The sequence below is a fragment of the Sanguibacter massiliensis genome (assembly GCF_900240335.1).
Lineage (GTDB): Bacteria > Actinomycetota > Actinomycetes > Actinomycetales > Cellulomonadaceae > Flavimobilis > Flavimobilis massiliensis.
The window spans coordinates 2,086,735-2,104,787 of record NZ_LT964979.1 but is presented as its reverse complement, the minus strand read 5'-3'; the positions used below and the strand labels follow the sequence as shown (position 1 = coordinate 2,104,787).

Annotated in this window: 15 protein-coding genes, 2 tRNA genes and 1 pseudogene; 13 read left to right on the top strand and 5 right to left on the bottom strand. The window is 67.8% G+C overall.

Annotated features, from left to right (window positions below):
- Nucleotides 1-1,453 precede the first annotated feature (1,453 nt).
- The 5 genes from C1729_RS09810 to rpmH are packed head-to-tail and all read right to left on the bottom strand — an operon-like array spanning nucleotide 1,454 to nucleotide 3,822.
- Nucleotides 1,454-1,954 (bottom strand): Jag family protein, encoded by a 501-nt coding sequence (locus C1729_RS09810; RefSeq protein WP_242493782.1) that lies wholly within the window; start codon nucleotides 1,952-1,954, stop codon nucleotides 1,454-1,456.
- Nucleotides 1,955-2,000: 46 nt separating this feature from the next.
- The gene (yidC, locus tag C1729_RS09805) at nucleotides 2,001-2,942 is read right to left on the bottom strand and encodes a membrane protein insertase YidC (RefSeq protein WP_340637946.1); all 942 of its coding nucleotides are present in this window, start codon (nucleotides 2,940-2,942) and stop codon (nucleotides 2,001-2,003) included.
- 8 nt (nucleotides 2,943-2,950) lie between these two features.
- The gene (yidD, locus tag C1729_RS09800) at nucleotides 2,951-3,325 is read right to left on the bottom strand and encodes a membrane protein insertion efficiency factor YidD (RefSeq protein WP_102509774.1); all 375 of its coding nucleotides are present in this window, start codon (nucleotides 3,323-3,325) and stop codon (nucleotides 2,951-2,953) included.
- The gene (gene rnpA / locus C1729_RS09795) at nucleotides 3,322-3,681 is read right to left on the bottom strand and encodes a ribonuclease P protein component (RefSeq protein ID WP_102509773.1); all 360 of its coding nucleotides are present in this window, start codon (nucleotides 3,679-3,681) and stop codon (nucleotides 3,322-3,324) included. Before rnpA ends, yidD begins: the two co-directional genes overlap by 4 nt.
- Before the next feature lie 3 nt (nucleotides 3,682-3,684).
- Nucleotides 3,685-3,822: a 50S ribosomal protein L34 gene (gene rpmH, locus C1729_RS09790; protein WP_206188174.1), complete on the bottom strand. Its 138-nt coding sequence runs from the start codon at nucleotides 3,820-3,822 to the stop codon at nucleotides 3,685-3,687.
- 412 nt (nucleotides 3,823-4,234) lie between these two features.
- Here rpmH and dnaA point away from each other — a divergent pair, with 412 nt between their 5' ends.
- The 13 genes and pseudogenes from dnaA to C1729_RS15385 all read left to right on the top strand — a co-directional run.
- Nucleotides 4,235-5,677: a chromosomal replication initiator protein DnaA gene (gene dnaA / locus C1729_RS09785; RefSeq protein WP_102510628.1), complete on the top strand. Its 1,443-nt coding sequence runs from the start codon at nucleotides 4,235-4,237 to the stop codon at nucleotides 5,675-5,677.
- Nucleotides 5,678-6,135: 458 nt separating this feature from the next.
- The gene (dnaN, locus tag C1729_RS09780) at nucleotides 6,136-7,266 is read left to right on the top strand and encodes a DNA polymerase III subunit beta (RefSeq protein WP_102509772.1); all 1,131 of its coding nucleotides are present in this window, start codon (nucleotides 6,136-6,138) and stop codon (nucleotides 7,264-7,266) included.
- 14 nt (nucleotides 7,267-7,280) lie between these two features.
- Nucleotides 7,281-8,498 (top strand): DNA replication/repair protein RecF, encoded by a 1,218-nt coding sequence (gene recF, locus C1729_RS09775; RefSeq protein ID WP_102509771.1) that lies wholly within the window; start codon nucleotides 7,281-7,283, stop codon nucleotides 8,496-8,498.
- Nucleotides 8,485-9,069: a DciA family protein gene (locus C1729_RS09770; protein ID WP_242493781.1), complete on the top strand. Its 585-nt coding sequence runs from the start codon at nucleotides 8,485-8,487 to the stop codon at nucleotides 9,067-9,069. The genes recF and C1729_RS09770 overlap by 14 nt, the downstream gene beginning before the upstream one ends.
- 328 nt (nucleotides 9,070-9,397) lie before the next feature.
- The gene (gene gyrB, locus C1729_RS09765; RefSeq protein ID WP_102509770.1) at nucleotides 9,398-11,425 is read left to right on the top strand and encodes a DNA topoisomerase (ATP-hydrolyzing) subunit B; all 2,028 of its coding nucleotides are present in this window, start codon (nucleotides 9,398-9,400) and stop codon (nucleotides 11,423-11,425) included.
- Between the two features lie 70 nt (nucleotides 11,426-11,495).
- A complete protein-coding gene (gyrA, locus tag C1729_RS09760; protein WP_422917646.1) occupies nucleotides 11,496-14,168 on the top strand; it encodes a DNA gyrase subunit A in 2,673 nt (890 codons plus the stop codon).
- Nucleotides 14,165-14,686 carry a DUF3566 domain-containing protein gene (locus C1729_RS09755; RefSeq protein ID WP_207204598.1) on the top strand — a complete coding sequence of 174 codons (522 nt, stop codon included), beginning with the start codon at nucleotides 14,165-14,167 and terminating at the stop codon, nucleotides 14,684-14,686. The genes gyrA and C1729_RS09755 overlap by 4 nt, the downstream gene beginning before the upstream one ends.
- A gap of 104 nt (nucleotides 14,687-14,790) precedes the next feature.
- Nucleotides 14,791-14,864 (top strand) — tRNA-Ile (locus C1729_RS09750).
- A gap of 28 nt (nucleotides 14,865-14,892) precedes the next feature.
- Nucleotides 14,893-15,012: a DLW-39 family protein gene (locus C1729_RS15065; RefSeq protein ID WP_242493780.1), complete on the top strand. Its 120-nt coding sequence runs from the start codon at nucleotides 14,893-14,895 to the stop codon at nucleotides 15,010-15,012.
- 16 nt (nucleotides 15,013-15,028) lie between these two features.
- A tRNA-Ala gene (locus tag C1729_RS09745) sits at nucleotides 15,029-15,104 on the top strand.
- A 118-nt stretch (nucleotides 15,105-15,222) separates the two neighbouring features.
- Nucleotides 15,223-15,978 carry an HAD-IIB family hydrolase gene (locus C1729_RS09740; RefSeq protein WP_165375477.1) on the top strand — a complete coding sequence of 252 codons (756 nt, stop codon included), beginning with the start codon at nucleotides 15,223-15,225 and terminating at the stop codon, nucleotides 15,976-15,978.
- An 18-nt stretch (nucleotides 15,979-15,996) separates the two neighbouring features.
- The gene (locus tag C1729_RS09735; RefSeq protein WP_165375476.1) at nucleotides 15,997-16,905 is read left to right on the top strand and encodes a carbohydrate kinase family protein; all 909 of its coding nucleotides are present in this window, start codon (nucleotides 15,997-15,999) and stop codon (nucleotides 16,903-16,905) included.
- Between the two features lie 173 nt (nucleotides 16,906-17,078).
- Nucleotides 17,079-17,705: pseudogene (locus C1729_RS15385) on the top strand (ATP-binding cassette domain-containing protein); the annotation flags it as partial.
- Nucleotides 17,706-18,053: the final 348 nt, after the last annotated feature.

Below are 18,053 nucleotides of genomic sequence, written 5' to 3'. Positions count from 1 at the left end.
GCGAACATGGTCCAGCACCGCACCTTGGACAAGACGCGCGGTGGACGACCCGACACCAGGGTCGGTCGCTCGGGATTCGCAGCCGCGCCTCCTGCGCCACCGCGTGGTCGACTGTGTGAGCTCTACCGTTAGTGGTCGTCGCGTATCGCAGGCGTCGTCCCTGCAGCTCCCTCAGGACCACTGTCTCGGAGCGGACCCGGTGACAACGGACCACCACAGGTCGCCGCAGGGCGCGCACCTGAGAGCGGCCTCCCCCTCGCGTTCTGCACTCTCGAGCTTGCGCCGGTCATTGACCCAGGCATTGACCATGAGATGGTTCCTGGACGCGACGCCACCACACTCCACTTCCCCGCGGTGCACAACAACGCCCACGCACACCGGCGCGACCGACCATCTAGTGCCCCCGCCGAACGGGCGGACCTCGCACGCGTCACGTGGGTCGGTGGGGGCGGCATCTCCCGAGGCCATCGCATTCCCGTGCCGTCGATCATCATCGCTGGATAGTGCTCGAGAACCACTGCGTGTGCGCTCCGACATGCGTTCTCTTCTCAGCACGGGTGGGAGCCACGGCGCTGCCTCGGCGCACTGTGGGGCATCTCGGAACACGGCTCAGCGAGGAACGCGTTTACGGCCCCAGGCGGTCCACTCCGCCCGCGGCGAGCCGCGTCACGCTGGCCTGCGCGGCGCCGCGCCCCGCGCCGCTGGGTCCATGCCCCGCCGCTACGCGCGCTGCGTCCCATGGGGTCATGGCCCGGTCCCGGCCCTCCACCTTCGGACGTGCACGAACATCCCGCCTATCTCTGCGCCCACCTCACTGTTTCACGTGAAACCTTGCGGAGGCGACTTCCACGACCGCGTGCGCTCCCATGGAGACACCGGCGGCTAGGAAGCACTCGCACGCCCTGAGGATCTCTCGTATGTCGAGCTAGTTCTCCGGGCTACTGAGCGCAGAGTCCTGCGGGAGCGTCGACGCCGGCCAAGGATCCCCACGTGCATCTCATCTAGCAGAGGGGACGCTCTCGACGGGACGGCACAGCCCCGGTACGACCGAACCTTCACGGTGCCATCCACACCCGCGGCCACACTGGGTACCCAACCGATTCAGCCATCACGGCTCCACGCTTACTGCGACTAGGCCGCCTCGCGGGGCGCTCCCCGAACTCCGTCAGGGCGCGCGGCACCATTCGTGCACCGCAGACCCCACACGGTCGGGACGCCTTCGTCCCGAAGCAGCGACTCAACCGTGATGCCGCAAGGGCAACCGACGCCACCGTACGCAGATGTTTCACGTGAAACAGCGAGACCCGAGCCGCCCAGATGACGCCCACATGCGCGCGGGACCCCACTCGTGTCCCGAATGCCCACCCCTACACGCCGACGGTGGACGTCATCCACAGGCGCCGACGGCCCGCCGCCCTGCGAACAGGGCGACAGGCCGTCGTACGTACGTCGATCAGGCCGAGGGGCTGATCGTGATGTGGCGCGCGGGGTCCACTCCGTGCGACTCGCTCGTGAGCCCAGCGGCGGTGACGACGTCGTGAACGACCTTGCGCTCGAACGCGTTCATCGGAGCGAGGGCGACCGCAACACCGGACTCCCGCACGTCGGCGATCGTCTTCTCGGCGAGGACCGTCAGTTCGCTACGACGCGTCGCGCGGTAGCCCGCGATGTCGAGCATGAGCCGGCTTCGCTCCCCCGTCCGTGCCTGAACGGCAAGCCGCGTGAGCTCCTGAAGTGCGTCGAGCACCTCACCGTCGGCCCCGACGAGCTCGGCGAGCTGGGCAGGGTCGTCGGTGATGACCTCGACAGTTGCCCGGCCGTGGTCGATGTCCATGTCGATCTCGCCATCGAGATCCGCGATGTCGAGAAGCTCCTCGAGGTAGTCCGCGGCGATCTCACCCTCCTCCTCGAGGCGGCTCGTCGTCGACGTGGGCTCGGTGTTCTGCGTCGTCACCTGATGCTCCTAGGGCATTCGTGTCCGGGATCCTGGCGGCGCCAGGTCACTTCTTCTTCTTGCGTTTCTGTCGCTGCGCCGACATCGGCTGCTGGCGCTGACCGCTCGGCGGCGCGACCGTCGTCGTCGTGCCGTCGGCCGACGTCACCTCGACGATGCCCTTGGCGCGACGTCGCGCCTCGAGCTGCCGAGCAGCCTCGGATCCGGGCGTGGGGATCTTCCGGATCGTGTAGAACTGCTGGCCCATTGACCACACATTCGAGACCGTCCAGTAGACGAGCACACCGATGGGAAAGTTCACACCCGAGACGGCGAAGATCACCGGGAAGATGTACATCATGTTCTTCTGCATCGCGGCGGTCGGTCCCTCGAGGGCCGACGGCGGCATGTTCTTCATCGTTAGCTGACGCTGTGTGAAGAACTGCGTCGCCGACATGATGAGGATGAGAATCGCGGTGACGACCTTCACCTGCGTGACGTCCGTGTTGAGGAACGTCTCGGAGAGCGGGGCACCGAAGAACGTCGAGCTTTCGATCTGGCCAGCCACGACCTTGTTGATCGGTCCGATGGGGTCATTGTCACCGGACGCGATCTGCGGAAGCGTGTTGAGCACCCGGAAGAGCGCGAAGAAGATCGGCATCTGCAGCAGGAGCGGCATGCACGACGCGAACGGCGACGTCTGGTGCTTCTTGTATAGCTCCTGCATCTCGCGCGCCATCGCCTCGCGCGATGCCTGATCCTTCTTGTTCGCGTACTTGGCCTGGAGCTTCTTCATCTCCGGAGCCACGACCTGCATGCCACGCGATGCGTGGATCTGCTTGAAGAACAGCGGGATGAGCACGGTACGGATCGTCAGCGTGAGGCCGACGATCGCGAGCACCCACGAGAGTCCGCTCTCGCCCGAGATGCCGACGAGTTCGAGCAGCCAGTGCCACCCGTACATGATCCAGGCTACGACCCACTGGATCGGGAAAAGCAGGCTATACATCCACTCCATCAGGACAGCTCCATGCAGGCAGGGTCTTCGGTCCGGGAGCACGTGTGCTCCGGAGCCTCGGGCTTGCGCGATTCGTTCTCCTGCACCGCAGGGCGTCTCACGTCACCAGGAACGTCGTCGACGCCCCCGTAGTTCCAGGGATTGCAGCGCAGCACCCGCCACGCTGCGAGCCGGCCACCCCGGAGAACCCCGTGGATCCGCACGGCACGCACGGCGTACTCGGAGCAGCTCGGGTAGAACCTGCAGGACGGCGGTGTCATCGGCGAGATGACGAGCTGATATCCACGAAGCAGCAGGAGAAGCAGCCTGGCTGGGAGCCTGACGATCCATCGCCACGCGGCGCAGACGGGCAACTCGGCACTCGTCGTCGTCATGGCCGCATCTCCGTGACGTGCAGCGGCAGCCGGGCCAGACAGCGATGAAGGTCCCGTTCGAGCCCCGCGTAGGTACTGCGTGCGGACGCGGGCAGGGCTCGCACGACGGTCACGGTTCCCTCGGGGAGCTGCTCCATCTGCTGGGCCATGAGGGCTCGCATCCGGCGCTTGACGAGGTTGCGTGTCACGGCGTTGCCCACAGCCTTGGAAACGACAAAACCGACCATGGCCGGTCCATCACCGTCGCCAGGGGCGAGGTGGTGGACGACCATGGTCGATCGTCCGGCGCGCACGCCCTCGCGTACCGTCCGACCGAAATCGGTGGAACGCCGAAGGCGGTGCGCCGCAGGAAGCACCGGTCAGGCGGAGAGCTCGACGCGGCCCTTGCGACGGCGGGCGGCGAGGATGGCGCGGCCGGCACGGGTGGCCATGCGGGCGCGGAAGCCGTGGGTCTTCGCACGACGCCGGTTGTTCGGCTGGTAGGTCCGCTTGCTCACGAGTAACTCCAGAACGTTGACATGGGGTCCCTGCCAGGGATGGCCGGGTCCGGGGATCAGGGCACGCGGGCACGACGAAGGTGCCGAACGGCTGTCTGACGCTATGCCGAGAGGCCGTCTCCGGTCAAGCCGGACCACTGTGACCTTCGTCTGGGCGAAGATCACAGGATGTGGACGACGACGATGTCGTCCGTAAGTCACAACGTTGTCATTCAGCATGCCACAGCACTGCACGTCGCGTCACAGGTGACGTGGTGGCTGCCGCGGAACATCGCGCCTCACCGGTGCGCACGGGCAGTTCCTGGGGTCGGGAGCCGACGACGGACGACGCCATGCACAACCTGTGGAAAACTATGTGGACATCGACGGGCGTGCGACGCTCGCCGTCCCGTCCCCCGAGCGAAGGAGAACGATGTCTGCAGCAGACGTCGACGTCACCGAGGTCTGGTCCAGGGCGATCACGGAGCTCGAGGCAAGCCCCGACATGACCCCACGGCAGATCGCCTTCATCAAGCTCGGCACCCCCCTCGCCATCGCCGAGGGCACGATCATTGTCGCCGTCGCCAACGAGTGGACCCGGGAGTACCTCGAGAACAGGGTCCGGGCGGAACTCACCGACGCACTCACGCACGCACTCGGGCGCGACGCCCGCTTCGTCATCACCGTCGACGCGTCACTCGCCGATGAGCAGACCGAGCAGGCCCTCACGCGTCCGTCGGTCGACGAGCCTGCCGAGGCCGCGCCGGCTCCCCCCCAGCGGATCTCGCACTCCGAGGTGTTCAACCCCTCTGGAGCGAGCTCCTCGCCCCAGGCGTTTGAGCCGACGAGCCTCAACGCCCACTACGTCTTCGAAACGTTCGTCATCGGCGCGTCCAACCGCTTCGCCCACGCAGCAGCGGTCGCCGTCGCCGAGGCTCCCGCGAAGGCGTACAACCCGCTCTTCATCTACGGCGGGTCGGGCCTCGGCAAGACGCACCTCCTCCACGCGATCGGTCACTACGCGAAGAGCCTCTACCCCGGCGTCCGCGTGCGGTACGTCAACTCCGAGGAGTTCACGAACGACTTCATCAACTCGATCGGTGAAGGTCGCGCTGGCGCGTTCCAGCGTCGCTACCGCGAGGTCGACGTCCTCCTCATCGACGACATCCAGTTCCTCCAGGGCAAGGAACAGACGATGGAGGAGTTCTTCCACACGTTCAACACCCTGCACAACGCGAACAAGCAGGTCGTCATCACGTCGGACGTCCCGCCGAAGCAGCTCAACGGCTTCGAGGACCGCCTGCGCTCCCGGTTCGAGTGGGGTCTCATCACGGACGTCCAGCCGCCGGACCTCGAGACCCGCATCGCGATCCTCCGCAAGAAGGCCGCCGGCGAACGTCTCGCAGCCCCGGACGATGTCCTCGAGTACATCGCGTCGAAGATCTCGACGAACATCCGTGAGCTCGAGGGCGCTCTCATCCGTGTCACGGCGTTCGCGAACCTCAACCGTCAGCAGGTCGACATCGGGCTCGCCGAGATCGTCCTCAAGGACCTCATCACCGACGAGGACACCTCACAGATCACCGCGGGCAGCATCATCGCCCAAACCGCGGCGTACTTCGGCCTCTCGATCGACGATCTCTGCGGCAACTCGCGGTCGCGGGTCCTCGTCACGGCCCGGCAGATCGCCATGTACCTGTGCCGAGAGCTCACGGACCTCTCATTGCCGAAGATCGGTCAGGAGTTCGGAGGACGTGATCACACGACGGTCATGCATGCGAACCGGAAGATCGGTGCACAGATGGCAGAGCGGCGCTCGATCTACAACCAGGTGACGGAGCTGACGAGCCGGATCAAGCACGAGCACAGGTCCTAGGGCCCAACTCTCGACATGGCATCGAGAGTCACGTGGGATGTCTTTCCACACCTGTGCACAGGCCTGTGGACAACGGTGGACGACACCCATGGATCTGTGGACACGTCGGTGCAGAACAGGGGACAGTCCTGAGGCAACATCCCTCCGTCCACAGCGGTTCGCCGTTGTCCACATGTCCTCCACGAGTACGTCGAACCACAACTTTCGAAGGCTGACCTGCAAGAACATGTGCTTTCCCCAGGATCCACAAGCCCTACGACGACGATGACAGTTCTCTCATGAGGGAATCCACATCACCTTCATGAGCCTCACCGCCCGACACCCGCAGCACGAGATCGATGGTCTTCCCGGACCATCTGCTCAGAGATGACCCCAACCGTCGAGGTCGCGTAGTCTTCTTCCCGACCTGTGTCTCGGTGCGAGCTCACGGGTGCCGAACCGAGAAGGAGTGCGAGCAGATGAAGTTCCGCGTCGAGCGCGACGTCCTGGCCGAGGCCGTCACCTGGGCGGCCCGGACACTGCCCGCCCGTCCGCCGGCGCCCGTCCTCGCCGGAGTACGGATCGAGGCCGACCCCGTCGGTGTGCTCCGCCTGTCTACGTTCGACTACGAGGTCTCGGCCCGCTCCGAGATCCCCGCCGAGGTCGCCGAGGCCGGCGAGGTGCTCGTTTCCGGACGCCTTCTCGCCGAGATCTCGCGTGCGCTCCCCAACCGGCCGGTCGACGTCGTCCTCGAGGGCACGAAGGTCAACGTCACGTGCGGTTCGAGCCGCTTTTCGCTCCTCACGATGCCCGTCGAGGACTACCCCGCTCTCCCGACGATGCCGCAGGTCGTCGGTGTCATCTCGGGCGACGAGCTCACCGAGGCGGTCGCCCAGGTGTCTGTCGCGGCGAGCAAGGACGACACCCTGCCGCTGCTCACGGGAGTGCGTGCCGAGCTCGAGGGTTCGACGATCACCCTCCTGGCGACTGACCGCTACCGTCTCGCGCTCCGCGAACTGCCGTGGCGGCCGGCACAGACCGACATCTCCGAGGTCGCGCTCGTCCGGGCCCGCACGCTCTCCGAGGTCGCCAAGTCGCTCGGCTCGTCGGGCGACGTCTCCGTCGCGCTCTCGACCGGTGCAGGCGTCGACCTCATCGGGTTCGAAGCAGGCGGACGCCACACGACGTCGCAGCTCACCGACGGTGACTACCCGCCTGTCCGCAGGCTCTTCCCCGACGAGACCCCGATCCACGCGGTCGTGGCGACCTCGGCACTCATCGAGGCGAGCAAGCGTGTCTCGCTCGTCGCCGAGCGCAACACCCCGATCCGGCTGTCCTTCTCCGACGGTCAGGTCGTCCTCAACGCAGGGCAGGGCGACGACGCCCAGGCGTCGGAAGCCCTCGAGGCGCTCCTCGTCGGCGAGGACATCTCGGTCGCGTTCAACCCGACCTTCCTGCTCGACGGGCTGGGGGCTCTCGGCACGGACTTCGTCCGGCTGAGCTTCACGCACCCCAACAAGCCGGTCGAGTTCACCGGGCAAGACTCCCTCGAGGGTGAGTCGCAGACGCACTACCGCTACCTGCTCGTGCCCATCCGCTTCGCGAGCTGACACCCGGGGTCCGGGTGCACGTCTCTCACCTCTCGCTGCAGGACTTTCGCTCCTACACGCAGGTCGACCTCGAGCTCGAACCGGGCGTCAACGCGTTCGTCGGGCCCAACGGTCAGGGCAAGACGAACCTCGTCGAGGCGATCGGTTACGTCGCGACCCTCGGCTCCCACCGGGTCGCGAACGACGCCGCCCTCGTCCGCGCGGGCGAGCAGAGGGCGGTCGTCCGGACCCGGGTCGTCCGGGGAGACCGAGCCTCGACGATCGATCTCGAGATCAACGTCGGTCGCGCGAACAGGGCACGCCTCAACCGCTCACCCGTCCCACGCGTCCGGGACGTCGTCGGGATCCTCCGCACCGTCCTCTTCGCGCCCGAGGACCTCGTGCTCGTCAAGGGTGACCCGGACGCGCGTCGTCGGTTTCTCGATGACCTCATGATCCTCGTGAGCCCTCGGCTCGCGTCCGTGCTCGCGGACTACGAGCGTGTGCTGCGCCAGCGTTCCGCGCTCCTCAAGACGGCCGGCGGCCCGCGACGTCGGGGTCGGAGCACGAGCGACGACGCAGCAGGCTCCCCGGACCTGCGCACGCTCGACGTCTGGGACGCGAAGCTCGCAGTGCTGGGCGCCGAGATCATCGCGGTCCGGCAGCGTCTCGTCGTCGGGCTCGCGCCCTTCGTCGACGACGCGTACGACCGTGTGAGCGCGGGGCAGGGACGGGCGGAGATCGCCTATCGCTCGAGCCTCGTGGCTGCGCTCGACCTCCCGGAGACCGATCACGTGCCGACGGTCGCCGAGATCGAGGCTCAGCTGCTCGAGGCGATGTCACGGCTTCGACCCAAGGAGATCGAGCGGGGCGTGTGCCTCGTCGGTCCGCACCGCGACGATCTCGTGCTCACTCTCGGCGGCCTGCCTGCGAAGGGCTATGCGAGTCACGGTGAGTCGTGGTCGTTCGCGCTCGCGCTCCGGCTCGCGTCGTACAGCCTCCTCACGGAGGGCGTCGGGGACTCCGACGACGACCTCTGGGTCGCAGACTCGCGCGAGGACGGGGAACCTGTGCTCGTCCTCGACGACGTGTTCGCGGAGCTCGACGTCCGGCGTAGGCAGCGGCTCGCGGATCTCGTCGCGCCGGCGCGTCAGGTGCTCATCACGGCGGCGGTGCCGGGTGACGTCCCGGAGTCTCTCGTCGGGGTGCGTTTCGACGTGCACGGCGGCGAGGTCACCCGTGTCGCCCGATGATCCTGTCGAGCTCCCCCGGCCTCGAGGTGTGCCGGCGATCGATCCGGACGGCCCTGCGCCGGACGTGCGTGACCTCGTCGAGCTGCCGTCGCCGCAGCAGGTAGCCAAGGAAGCGTTCAACCGGGCTCGCGCAGCGGCGCGCGAGCGAGGCGCACGGCCGGGTGTGACGTCACCGTCGCCGCTCGCCGAGCAGCGGTCCGGGCCGCGGCCCGGGGGCCGGGATCCGCAGCTCTTCGGCGATGTCGTCGGGCGTCTGCTCGCGGAGCGTGGCTGGACGAAGGACGTCTCGGTCGGTGGCGTCATCGGTCGCTGGCGGGAGGTCGTGGGCGACGAGATCGCTGAGCATGCGACTCCGCTGACGTTCGACGCGGGTGTCCTCGTCGTCCAGGCCGGCTCGACCGCGTGGGCGACGCAGCTCGAGTTCCTCCGCCCGTCGCTCCTCGGGAGGCTCGCGCAGGAACTTGGCCAGGGGGTGGTCGAGGAGCTGAAGATCGTCGGTCCGACCGTGCGGTCCTTCGGTCGGGGACCGCGGCGGGTCAAGGGTCGGGGACCGCGGGACACGTGGGGCTGACAGGTTATCCACAGGCGTCTGTGCATGAACCAGCGGAAGACGTGTCATGGCTGTGAAAATCACTGTGGATAACGGGTTTGAGGCCCGATATTCCGCCCGTCGCAGGTAGACTGGACAGGTTGGGCCAGGCCCGTGGCAACACCCCGTCGACGGGGACGTCACGAGCCCCCCGACCGGCGCTCGCTCGACTCCCCTCGTCTGGGGCGAACAGTGCTGCGGACCGTCCGACGGCCCGCGGTCGCGACGATGCTCCGACCGCGGTCGGGGCTCGCGCGCGGCGCCGCAGAGCACGGAACTTCAAGCGTCGAGCCGAGGAGCACCTCTTCCAGTGACTGACCAGCCGAGCACCACGGACGCGGGATCCCCGACGGCCTCCGCTCCCAGCTACGACGCCTCCTCGATCACGGTCCTCGAGGGCCTCGAAGCGGTCCGCAAGCGTCCCGGGATGTACATCGGCTCGACCGGTGAGCGTGGGCTCCACCACCTCGTCTACGAGGTTGTGGACAACGCTGTGGATGAAGCGCTCGCAGGCTACTGCGACCACATCGAGGTCACGCTCCTCGACGATGGTGGTGTCAGGGTCGTCGACAACGGCCGCGGCATCCCCGTCGCGCTTCACCCGACCGAAGGTCGCCCCACGGTCGAGGTCGTCATGACGATCCTCCATGCGGGCGGCAAGTTCGGCGGCGGCGGGTACGCCGTCTCGGGAGGCCTCCACGGCGTCGGCATCTCCGTCGTCAACGCGCTCTCAACGCGGGTCGAGACCGAGATCAAGCGCGATGGTTTCACGTGGAACCAGTCCTTCGCCGACGGGGGCAAGCCCGTGGGAACGCTCCGTCAGGGCGCCCCGACCGACGAGACCGGCACGACGCAGACCTTCTGGGCCGACGACACCATCTTCGAGTCGACGACCTTCGACTACGAGACGCTCCGCGCCCGCTTCCAGCAGATGGCGTTCCTCAACAAGGGCCTCCAGATCACGCTCACCGACGAGCGCGCCCTGGAGGTCGACGAGGACGAGTTGGCGAGCGACACCGACGACGACGCGCCTCGGCACCGCACCGTGACGTACCGCTACGACGAAGGACTCACGGACTACGTCCGTCACCTCAACTCGATGAAGAAGGTCGAGCTCGTCCACCCCGAGATCATCGACTTCGAGGCGGAGGACACCGACCGTCGCATCTCCCTCGAGATCGCGATGCAGTGGACGGGTGCCTACTCCGAATCGGTGCACACGTACGCGAACACGATCTCGACGACCGAGGGCGGTACCCACGAGGAGGGCTTCCGTGCGGCGATGACGTCCCTCGTCAATCGCTACGCGCGCGCCAAGGGTCTCCTCAAGGACAAGGACGAGAACCTCACGGGCGACGACGTCCGCGAGGGGCTCACCGCCGTCGTCTCGGTGAAGCTCGGCGAGCCGCAGTTCGAGGGCCAGACGAAAACGAAACTCGGCAACACCGAGGCGAAGACCTTCGTCCAGAGCGTCGTCAACGACCGCCTCGGCGACTGGCTCGAGTCCCACCCCAACGAGGCCAAGGACATCATCCGCAAGGCCGTCCAGGCCGCTCAGGCGCGGCTCGCGGCGCGCAAGGCGCGCGAGGCGACGCGCAAGAGCCTCCTCGGCACCTCGTCGATGCCGGGCAAGCTCAAGGACTGCCAGTCCAACAAGCCCGAAGAGTCCGAGATCTTCGTCGTCGAGGGCGACTCCGCCGGCGGCTCCGCCGTCCGCGGCCGCAACCCCTACAACCAGGCGATCATGCCCATCCGAGGCAAGATCCTCAACGTCGAGCGGGCACGCCTCGACCGCGCGCTCAGCAACCTCGAGGTCCAGGGGCTCATCACCGCCTTCGGTACGGGCATCTCCGAAGACTTCGACATCGACAAGCTCCGGTACCACAAGATCGTCCTCATGGCCGACGCCGACGTCGACGGCAAGCACATCGCGACGCTTCTGCTCACGCTGCTGTTCCGCTTCATGCGACCGCTCATCGAGCACGGCCACGTCTACCTCGCGCAGCCGCCGCTCTACCGTCTCAAGTGGTCGAACGCTCCGCACGACTACGTCTACTCGGACGCCGAGCGCGACCAGGCCCTTGCGGCCGGCCTCGCCGCTGGCCGGCGCATCCCCAAGGACAACGGGATCCAGCGCTACAAGGGTCTCGGCGAGATGGACTACTCCGAGCTCTGGGACACGACGATGGACCCGGAGCACCGGACCCTCCTCCAGGTGACCCTCGACGACGCGGCGACGGCTGACGAGGTCTTCTCCGTGCTCATGGGTGAGGACGTCGAGCAGCGACGCTCTTTCATCCAGCGCAACGCCAAGGACGTGAGGTTCCTCGACATCTGACGGCCGCCCGGCCCCAGTGACAGGAACCCCACGCACGACCCGGCCCAGCGCCGAGCGAAGGAACGAGACGGTGAGCGAGAACACCCCCGAGAACGGGACGACCGGCGACGCGTACGACGTCGTCAACCACGGACGGATCGACCAGGTCGACCTCCAGCAGGAGATGCAGAAGTCGTTCCTCGACTACGCGATGAGCGTCATCGTCTCGCGCGCGCTGCCCGACGTCCGCGACGGCCTCAAGCCCGTCCACCGACGCGTGCTCTACGCGATGTACGACGGCGGCTACCGCCCCGACCGCGCCTTCTCCAAGTGCACGCGCGTCGTCGGCGACGTCATGGGCAAGTACCACCCGCACGGTGACACCGCGATCTACGACGCGATGGTGCGCCTCGTCCAGGACTGGTCGTTGCGCTACCCGCTCATCGCCGGGCAGGGGAACTTCGGCTCCCCCGGCAACGACCCCGCCGCAGCACCCCGGTACACCGAGTGCCGCATGGCGCCGCTCGCCATGGAGATGGTCCGGGACATCGACAAGGAGACCGTCGACTTCCAGGACAACTACGACGGTCGCACCCAGGAGCCCGTCGTCCTGCCGGCGCGGTTCCCCAACCTCCTCGTCAACGGCTCCGCCGGCATCGCCGTCGGCATGGCGACGAACATCCCGCCGCACAACATGCGCGAGGTCGCCGCTGGCGTCCGGTGGCACCTCGCCCACCCGGGTGCGAGCCGCGAGGAGCTCCTCGAGGCCCTCATCGGTGAGATCAAAGGTCCGGACTTCCCGACGGGCGCCTCGGTGCTCGGCCGCCGCGGGATCGAGGACATGTACCGCACGGGTCGCGGCTCGATCACGATGCGTGCCGTCGTCAACGTCGAGGAGATCCAGGGCCGCACGTGCCTCGTCGTCACCGAGCTGCCGTACCAGGTCAACCCCGACAACCTCGCCGCGAAGATCGCCGACCTCGTCAAGGACGGCCGTCTCGGCGGCATCGCCGACCTGCGTGACGAGACCTCGGGCCGCACCGGTCAGCGGCTCGTCATCGTCCTCAAGCGCGACGCTGTCGCGAAGGTCGTCCTCAACAACCTCTACAAGCACACGCAGCTCCAGGACACGTTCGGCGCGAACATGATCGCCCTCGTCGACGGCGTGCCACGCACCCTGTCGCTCGACGCGTTCATCCGCCACTGGACGACGCACCAGATGGACGTCATTGTCCGCCGGACCCGCTTCATGCTCCGCGAGGCCGAGGAGCGCGCCCACATCCTCACGGGCTACCTCAAGGCCCTCGACATGCTCGACGAGGTCATTGCGCTCATCCGCGCGTCCGCGACCGTCGACGATGCCCGCGAAGGCCTCATGCGCCTCCTCGACGTCGACGAGATCCAGGCCCGTGCGATCCTCGCCCTCCAGCTGCGCGCGCTCGCCGCGATGGAGCGTCAGAAGATCGCCGACGAGCACGCCGAGCTCATGGCGCGCATCGCCGACTACAACGCGATCCTCGCGAGCGAGGACCGCCAGCGCGAGATCGTCGGCGACGAGCTCGACGAGACCGTCGGCCGCTACGGCGACGAGCGCCGCACGACAATCCTCCCGTTCGACGGCGAGGTCTCGATCGAGGACCTCATCGCTGAGGAGGAGATGGTCGTCACCATCACCCGCGGCGGTTACGTCAAGCGCACCCGCACCGACAACTACCGGGCGCAGAAGCGTGGTGGCAAGGGCGTCCGCGGCGCACAGCTGCGCGAGGACGACATCGTCGACCACTTCTTCGTCACCTCGACCCACAACTGGCTGCTGTTCTTCACGAACTTCGGCCGCGTCTACCGTGCCAAGGCGTACGAGCTGCCCGAGGGCGGCCGCGATGCCAAGGGGCAGCACGTCGCGAACCTTCTCGCGTTCCAGCCTGACGAGCGGATCGCCCAGGTACTCGCGCTGCGGACGTACGAGGACGCGGGGTACCTCCTTCTCGCGACGAAGCGAGGCCTCGTCAAGAAGACGCGCCTGACCGAGTACGACACGAACCGCACCGCCGGCCTCATCGCGATCAACCTCCGCGAGGACGACGAGGGCACGGCCGACGAGCTCGTCTCGGCGCGGATCGTCGACCCGGTCGATGACGTCATCCTCGTGAGCCGCAAGGGCCAGTCGATCCGCTTCACGGCGAACGACGAGCAGGTACGGCCCATGGGACGTTCGACGTCGGGCGTCACGGGCATGAAGTTCCGCGACGGCGACGACTTGCTCGCGATGGACGTCGTCCGTGACGACGCGTTCCTCTTCACCGTGACCGAGGGCGGCATCGCGAAGCGCACGCAGCTCACGGTTGACAACTACCGGCTCCAGGGCCGAGGCGGGCTCGGCATCCGCGTCGCGAACCTGCCCGAGCGGAACGGTGACCTCGTCGGCGCCCTCGTCGTCGACGAGGACGACGAGGTGCTCGTCATCATGGAACGCGGCAAGATCGTGCGGTCCGCGGTGCGTGAGGTCAACCCGACCCGGCGCACCTCGCAGGGCGTGATCTTCGCCAAGCCCGACAAGAACGACCGGATCATCGCCGTCGCCCGCAACGAGGAGTCCGCGGACGACGACGAGGCCACCGACGGCGAGGGTCTCGTCGCCGACGCCGCGTCCACGGACGGGACGGTCCCCCTGCAGGAGGAGGCCGACACCGCCGAGGCGGGGCAGACTGGGACGACCGACGTCGCTGACATCGACGTGACGGGCACCGAGGAGGAGCGAGCGTGACCGAGAAGCAGGACGCCGCACCGCCGGCGATCACCCCGAAGACCCCGGCACCGCGTCCTGACGCGCCCGCCGGGTCAGGTCCGGTGCCCGCGCCGACCAGCGCCCCGAGGCCCGTGGACGAGCACGACGACGAGCACCTCGACGAGGAGGACTACGCGCCGCGCAAGGTCCGTCTCACGCTCTCGCGCATCGACCCGTGGTCCGTCATGAAGATGGCGTTCCTCCTGTCGATCGCGATCGGCATCATGATCGTCGTCGCGGCCTTCGTGTTTTGGTACGCGCTCAACGACCTCGGGGTGTTCACGTCGATCGACGAGACGATCCGGAAGATCGTCGGGACCGAGTCCGAGCTCGACATCCTCCAGTACGTTGAACGCGATCGCGTCGTCTCCCTCGCGATGATCATCGCTGTCGTCGATGTCGTCCTCATGACGGCGCTCTCGACGATCGGAGCGTTCCTCTACAACGTCGTCGCAGCCCTCGTGGGCGGCGTGCACATGACGCTCACGGACGACTGACGACGAGCTCCGGGGCTCCCCGGCACCTCGTTTTGGAGCGAGGGCCGATGCTGGGGTAGTCTCGGTGCGCTGCCGTCGCAGGGAAACCTGCAGCGAGCGGCGACGGGCCCATAGCTCAGGCGGTTAGAGCGCTTCGCTGATAACGAAGAGGTCGGAGGTTCAAGTCCTCCTGGGCCCACGGAAGTACCCCACAAGGAGGTTGTCCCATGAAGAAGCTCCTTCTCGTCGCGGCTGTCGCCGCTGTCGGGTACTACGCCTGGCGGCAGTACACCGAGGAGTCCGCCGGCAAGGACCTCTGGGCAGAGGTCGCCGACACCTTCGAGTGAGGCACAGAAAACCCACGGGGCCATGGCGCAATTGGTAGCGCACCTGCTTTGCAAGCAGGGGGTTGGGGGTTCGAGTCCCCCTGGCTCCACCACAGACGGCCTGCATCTCCACATGAGATGCAGGCCGTTCGTCGTCCGGGTCGATCCGAGGGCAGGGAAAACCTCGCTAGGCTAGGCGCGATCCCGACGCCGTCACCCAGGAGAAGATCCGTGCCCACCCCCCGTCTCGTCGCGTTCGACCTCGACGACACCCTCGCCCCGTCGAAGTCCCCGCTCGACGGCCGCATGGTCGAGCTTCTCCTCGCTCTTCTCGAGCGCGTCCCCGTGTGCATCATCTCGGGTGGGCAGATCGCACAGTTCCGCGCGCAGGTCATCGAACGGCTCGGCGACGTCGACCCCGCGCTCCTCGCGCGGCTCCACCTCATGCCCACGTGCGGGACGCAGTACTGGCGTCACCACGAGGGTGCGTGGCACCAGGAGTACGCCGAAAACCTCACGGACGACGAGAAGCAGCGCGCGTTGGCCGCGGTCGAGGGCGAGGCGCGTCGCCTGGGCCTCTGGGAGTCCGAGACCTGGGGCCCGATCCTCGAGGACCGCGAGTCGCAGATCACGTTCTCCGCGCTCGGCCAGGCCGCGCCCGTCGCCGCGAAGGCCGCGTGGGACCCCGACGGCTCACGGAAGGCGGCACTGCGTGATGCCGTCGCCGTGCTCGTCCCCGACCTCGAGGTGCGCTCGGGCGGCTCGACGTCCGTCGACATCACCCGCAAGGGCATCGACAAGGCCTACGGCATGGCGCGACTCGAGAAGCTCGCGGACGTCCCTCTCGACGAGATGCTCTTCGTCGGCGACCGCCTCGACGAGGGCGGCAACGACCGGCCCGTCCTCGACATGGGAGTGCGCTGCCACGCGGTCGAGGGCTGGGAGGACACAGCCGACTACCTCGCGATGCTCGTCCCGACCCTCTGAGAGGACACCATGGCGCGCGTGCTCGTTGCAGGCATGCTCAACCTTGAGACGAGCCTCCGCGTCGAGAGGTTCCCGCTCGACTACTTCCCGGTGACGTATCCGTTCCACGGCGTCACGACGTGCGTGTCCGGCTCCGGCTGGAACGTCGCAGCGGCCCTCGCGGGTCTCGGGCACGAGGTGCGGCTCCTTGCACTCGTCGGCGACGACGAGCCCGGCCGGTGGGCGCGACGTGAGGTCCGTGCGCGCGGCGTCGACGACCTCGGTGTCGTCGACGGGCTCGCGGCGACGTGCCAGACCGTCGTTCTCGTCGACGGGGACGGGCGCCGACAGGTGCACACCGATCTCAAGGACGCGCAGGGTGGCGCCGTCTCGTTCCCCGACGACGTCGTGGAACAGGCCCTCGACGGTGTCGACCTCGCGGTCGTCGGTGGCCTTGACGTGAACCGACCGCTGCTCCCACGGCTGCGGGAAGCGGGGATCTCGGTCGCGTGCGACGTCCACGTGCTCCGCGAGCTCGCACCGCAGTACGACGTCGACTTCCTCGAGGCCGCCGACATCCTCGCGCTGAGCGACGAGGGGGCGGCGGGAGAGGACGCATGCTTCCTCGATGCGCTCGGGGACCGCTATCCCGCGACGCACGTGCTGCTCGGCCGCGGGGCCAAAGGCGCGAGCGTCCGCGTCAGGCGCGGTGACGACGTGACCCTCGTCGACGACGAGGCCTGGGCCGGACGAGGAGTCGTCTCGACCGTCGGGGCCGGCGATGCGCTCCTGGCCGGCTATCTCCACGGCCTGCTCACGGGTGAGGATCCCCAAGCTGCGCTGCGTCTCGCCACGACCGTCGCCGGCTGGACCATCGGTCGCGCCGGAGCGTCCGTCGGGCACCCGAGGGTCGACGAGCTCGCGGAGCTCGTCGCGTCACGCACCTGACGGGCCCAGCGCGCGGCGTGGGTGCGAGGCAGAACCACGCGCCGGACCAGAACCATGCAGGGTGACAGAGTCCTCAAATCTCCTCGACGTGAAGCGTACGGAGGAGGATGCTGGGGCCCGGGTCGGCGTAGAGTGCGCCGGGTAGAACGCGTGGGTACGCACGGAGGAGCAGCATGATCGTCGTCGAGGATCTCGTCCGGGAGTTCTCCGTCACGGTGAGGGATCCAGGGCTGCGCGGCGCGCTCCGTTCAGTCGTCGACCGCAAGGTGCGGACCGTCACTGCGGTCCGGGACGTGGGCTTCACCGCGCGGGGCGGCGAGGTCGTCGGGTTCCTCGGCCCGAACGGCGCCGGGAAGACGACGACGCTCAAGTGCCTCGCGGGCCTGCTCACACCGACGTCGGGTCGCGTCGAGGTCCTCGGTCACGTACCGTCGCGGCGGGACCCCGAGCTCCTGCGGCGCATCGGCTTCGTCATGGGACAGCGCTGGCAGCTCCACATCGACCTGCCCGTCGAGGAGTCCTTCGACCTTCACCGCGTCACCTACGGACTCGGCCTGCGTGAGTTCCGGCAGACCCGGGACGAGCTCGTCGACCTCCTCGGGCTCGAGCCCTTCATCGACCAGCAGGCCCGCAAGCTCTCGCTCGGTCAGCGCATGCGGTGCGAGTTTGCGGCATCGCTCCTCCACCGGCCCGACATCGTCCTCCTCGACGAGCCCACGCTCGGCCTCGACTTCGAGGCACAGGTGCAGATCAGGGATTTCGTCGGTGAGTACGTCCGCCGCACCGGCGCCTGCGTCCTGCTCACCTCGCACTATCTCGCCGACATCGAGGCGCTCGCCGAAAGGGTCATGACGATCTCGGGAGGTCGACTCACCTTCGACGGCTCGCTGCGCGAGCTCCAGTCGATGGCTGCCGACACCAAGCGGGTCCGCGCCCAGCTCTCTACACCGCTCACGGACGCCGACCTCGTCCGTGCCGGCGTCGACGACGACGTGACGATCGTCGAGCACTCCCCGACCGAGCTCGTGCTCGCGGTGCGGCGCGGGAGCGCCGGCGCCCTCGTCGCCCGGCTCGAACCCCTCGAGGCGGTGTGGGACCTCTCGATGACCGACCCTCCGCTCGAGGATACGCTCGCTGCGCTCTACAGG

Bases quoted from the DNA above. Each gene is read 5' to 3' on its own strand.
- yidC (WP_340637946.1), bottom strand. From the start codon at position 2,942: ATGTATAGCCTGCTTTTCCCGATCCAGTGGGTCGTAGCCTGGATCATG.
- yidD (WP_102509774.1), bottom strand. From the start codon at position 3,325: ATGACGACGACGAGTGCCGAGTTGCCCGTCTGCGCCGCGTGGCGATGG.
- dnaA (WP_102510628.1), top strand. From the start codon at position 4,235: ATGTCTGCAGCAGACGTCGACGTCACCGAGGTCTGGTCCAGGGCGATC.
- dnaN (WP_102509772.1), top strand. From the start codon at position 6,136: ATGAAGTTCCGCGTCGAGCGCGACGTCCTGGCCGAGGCCGTCACCTGG.
- C1729_RS15065 (WP_242493780.1), top strand. From the start codon at position 14,893: ATGAAGAAGCTCCTTCTCGTCGCGGCTGTCGCCGCTGTCGGGTACTAC.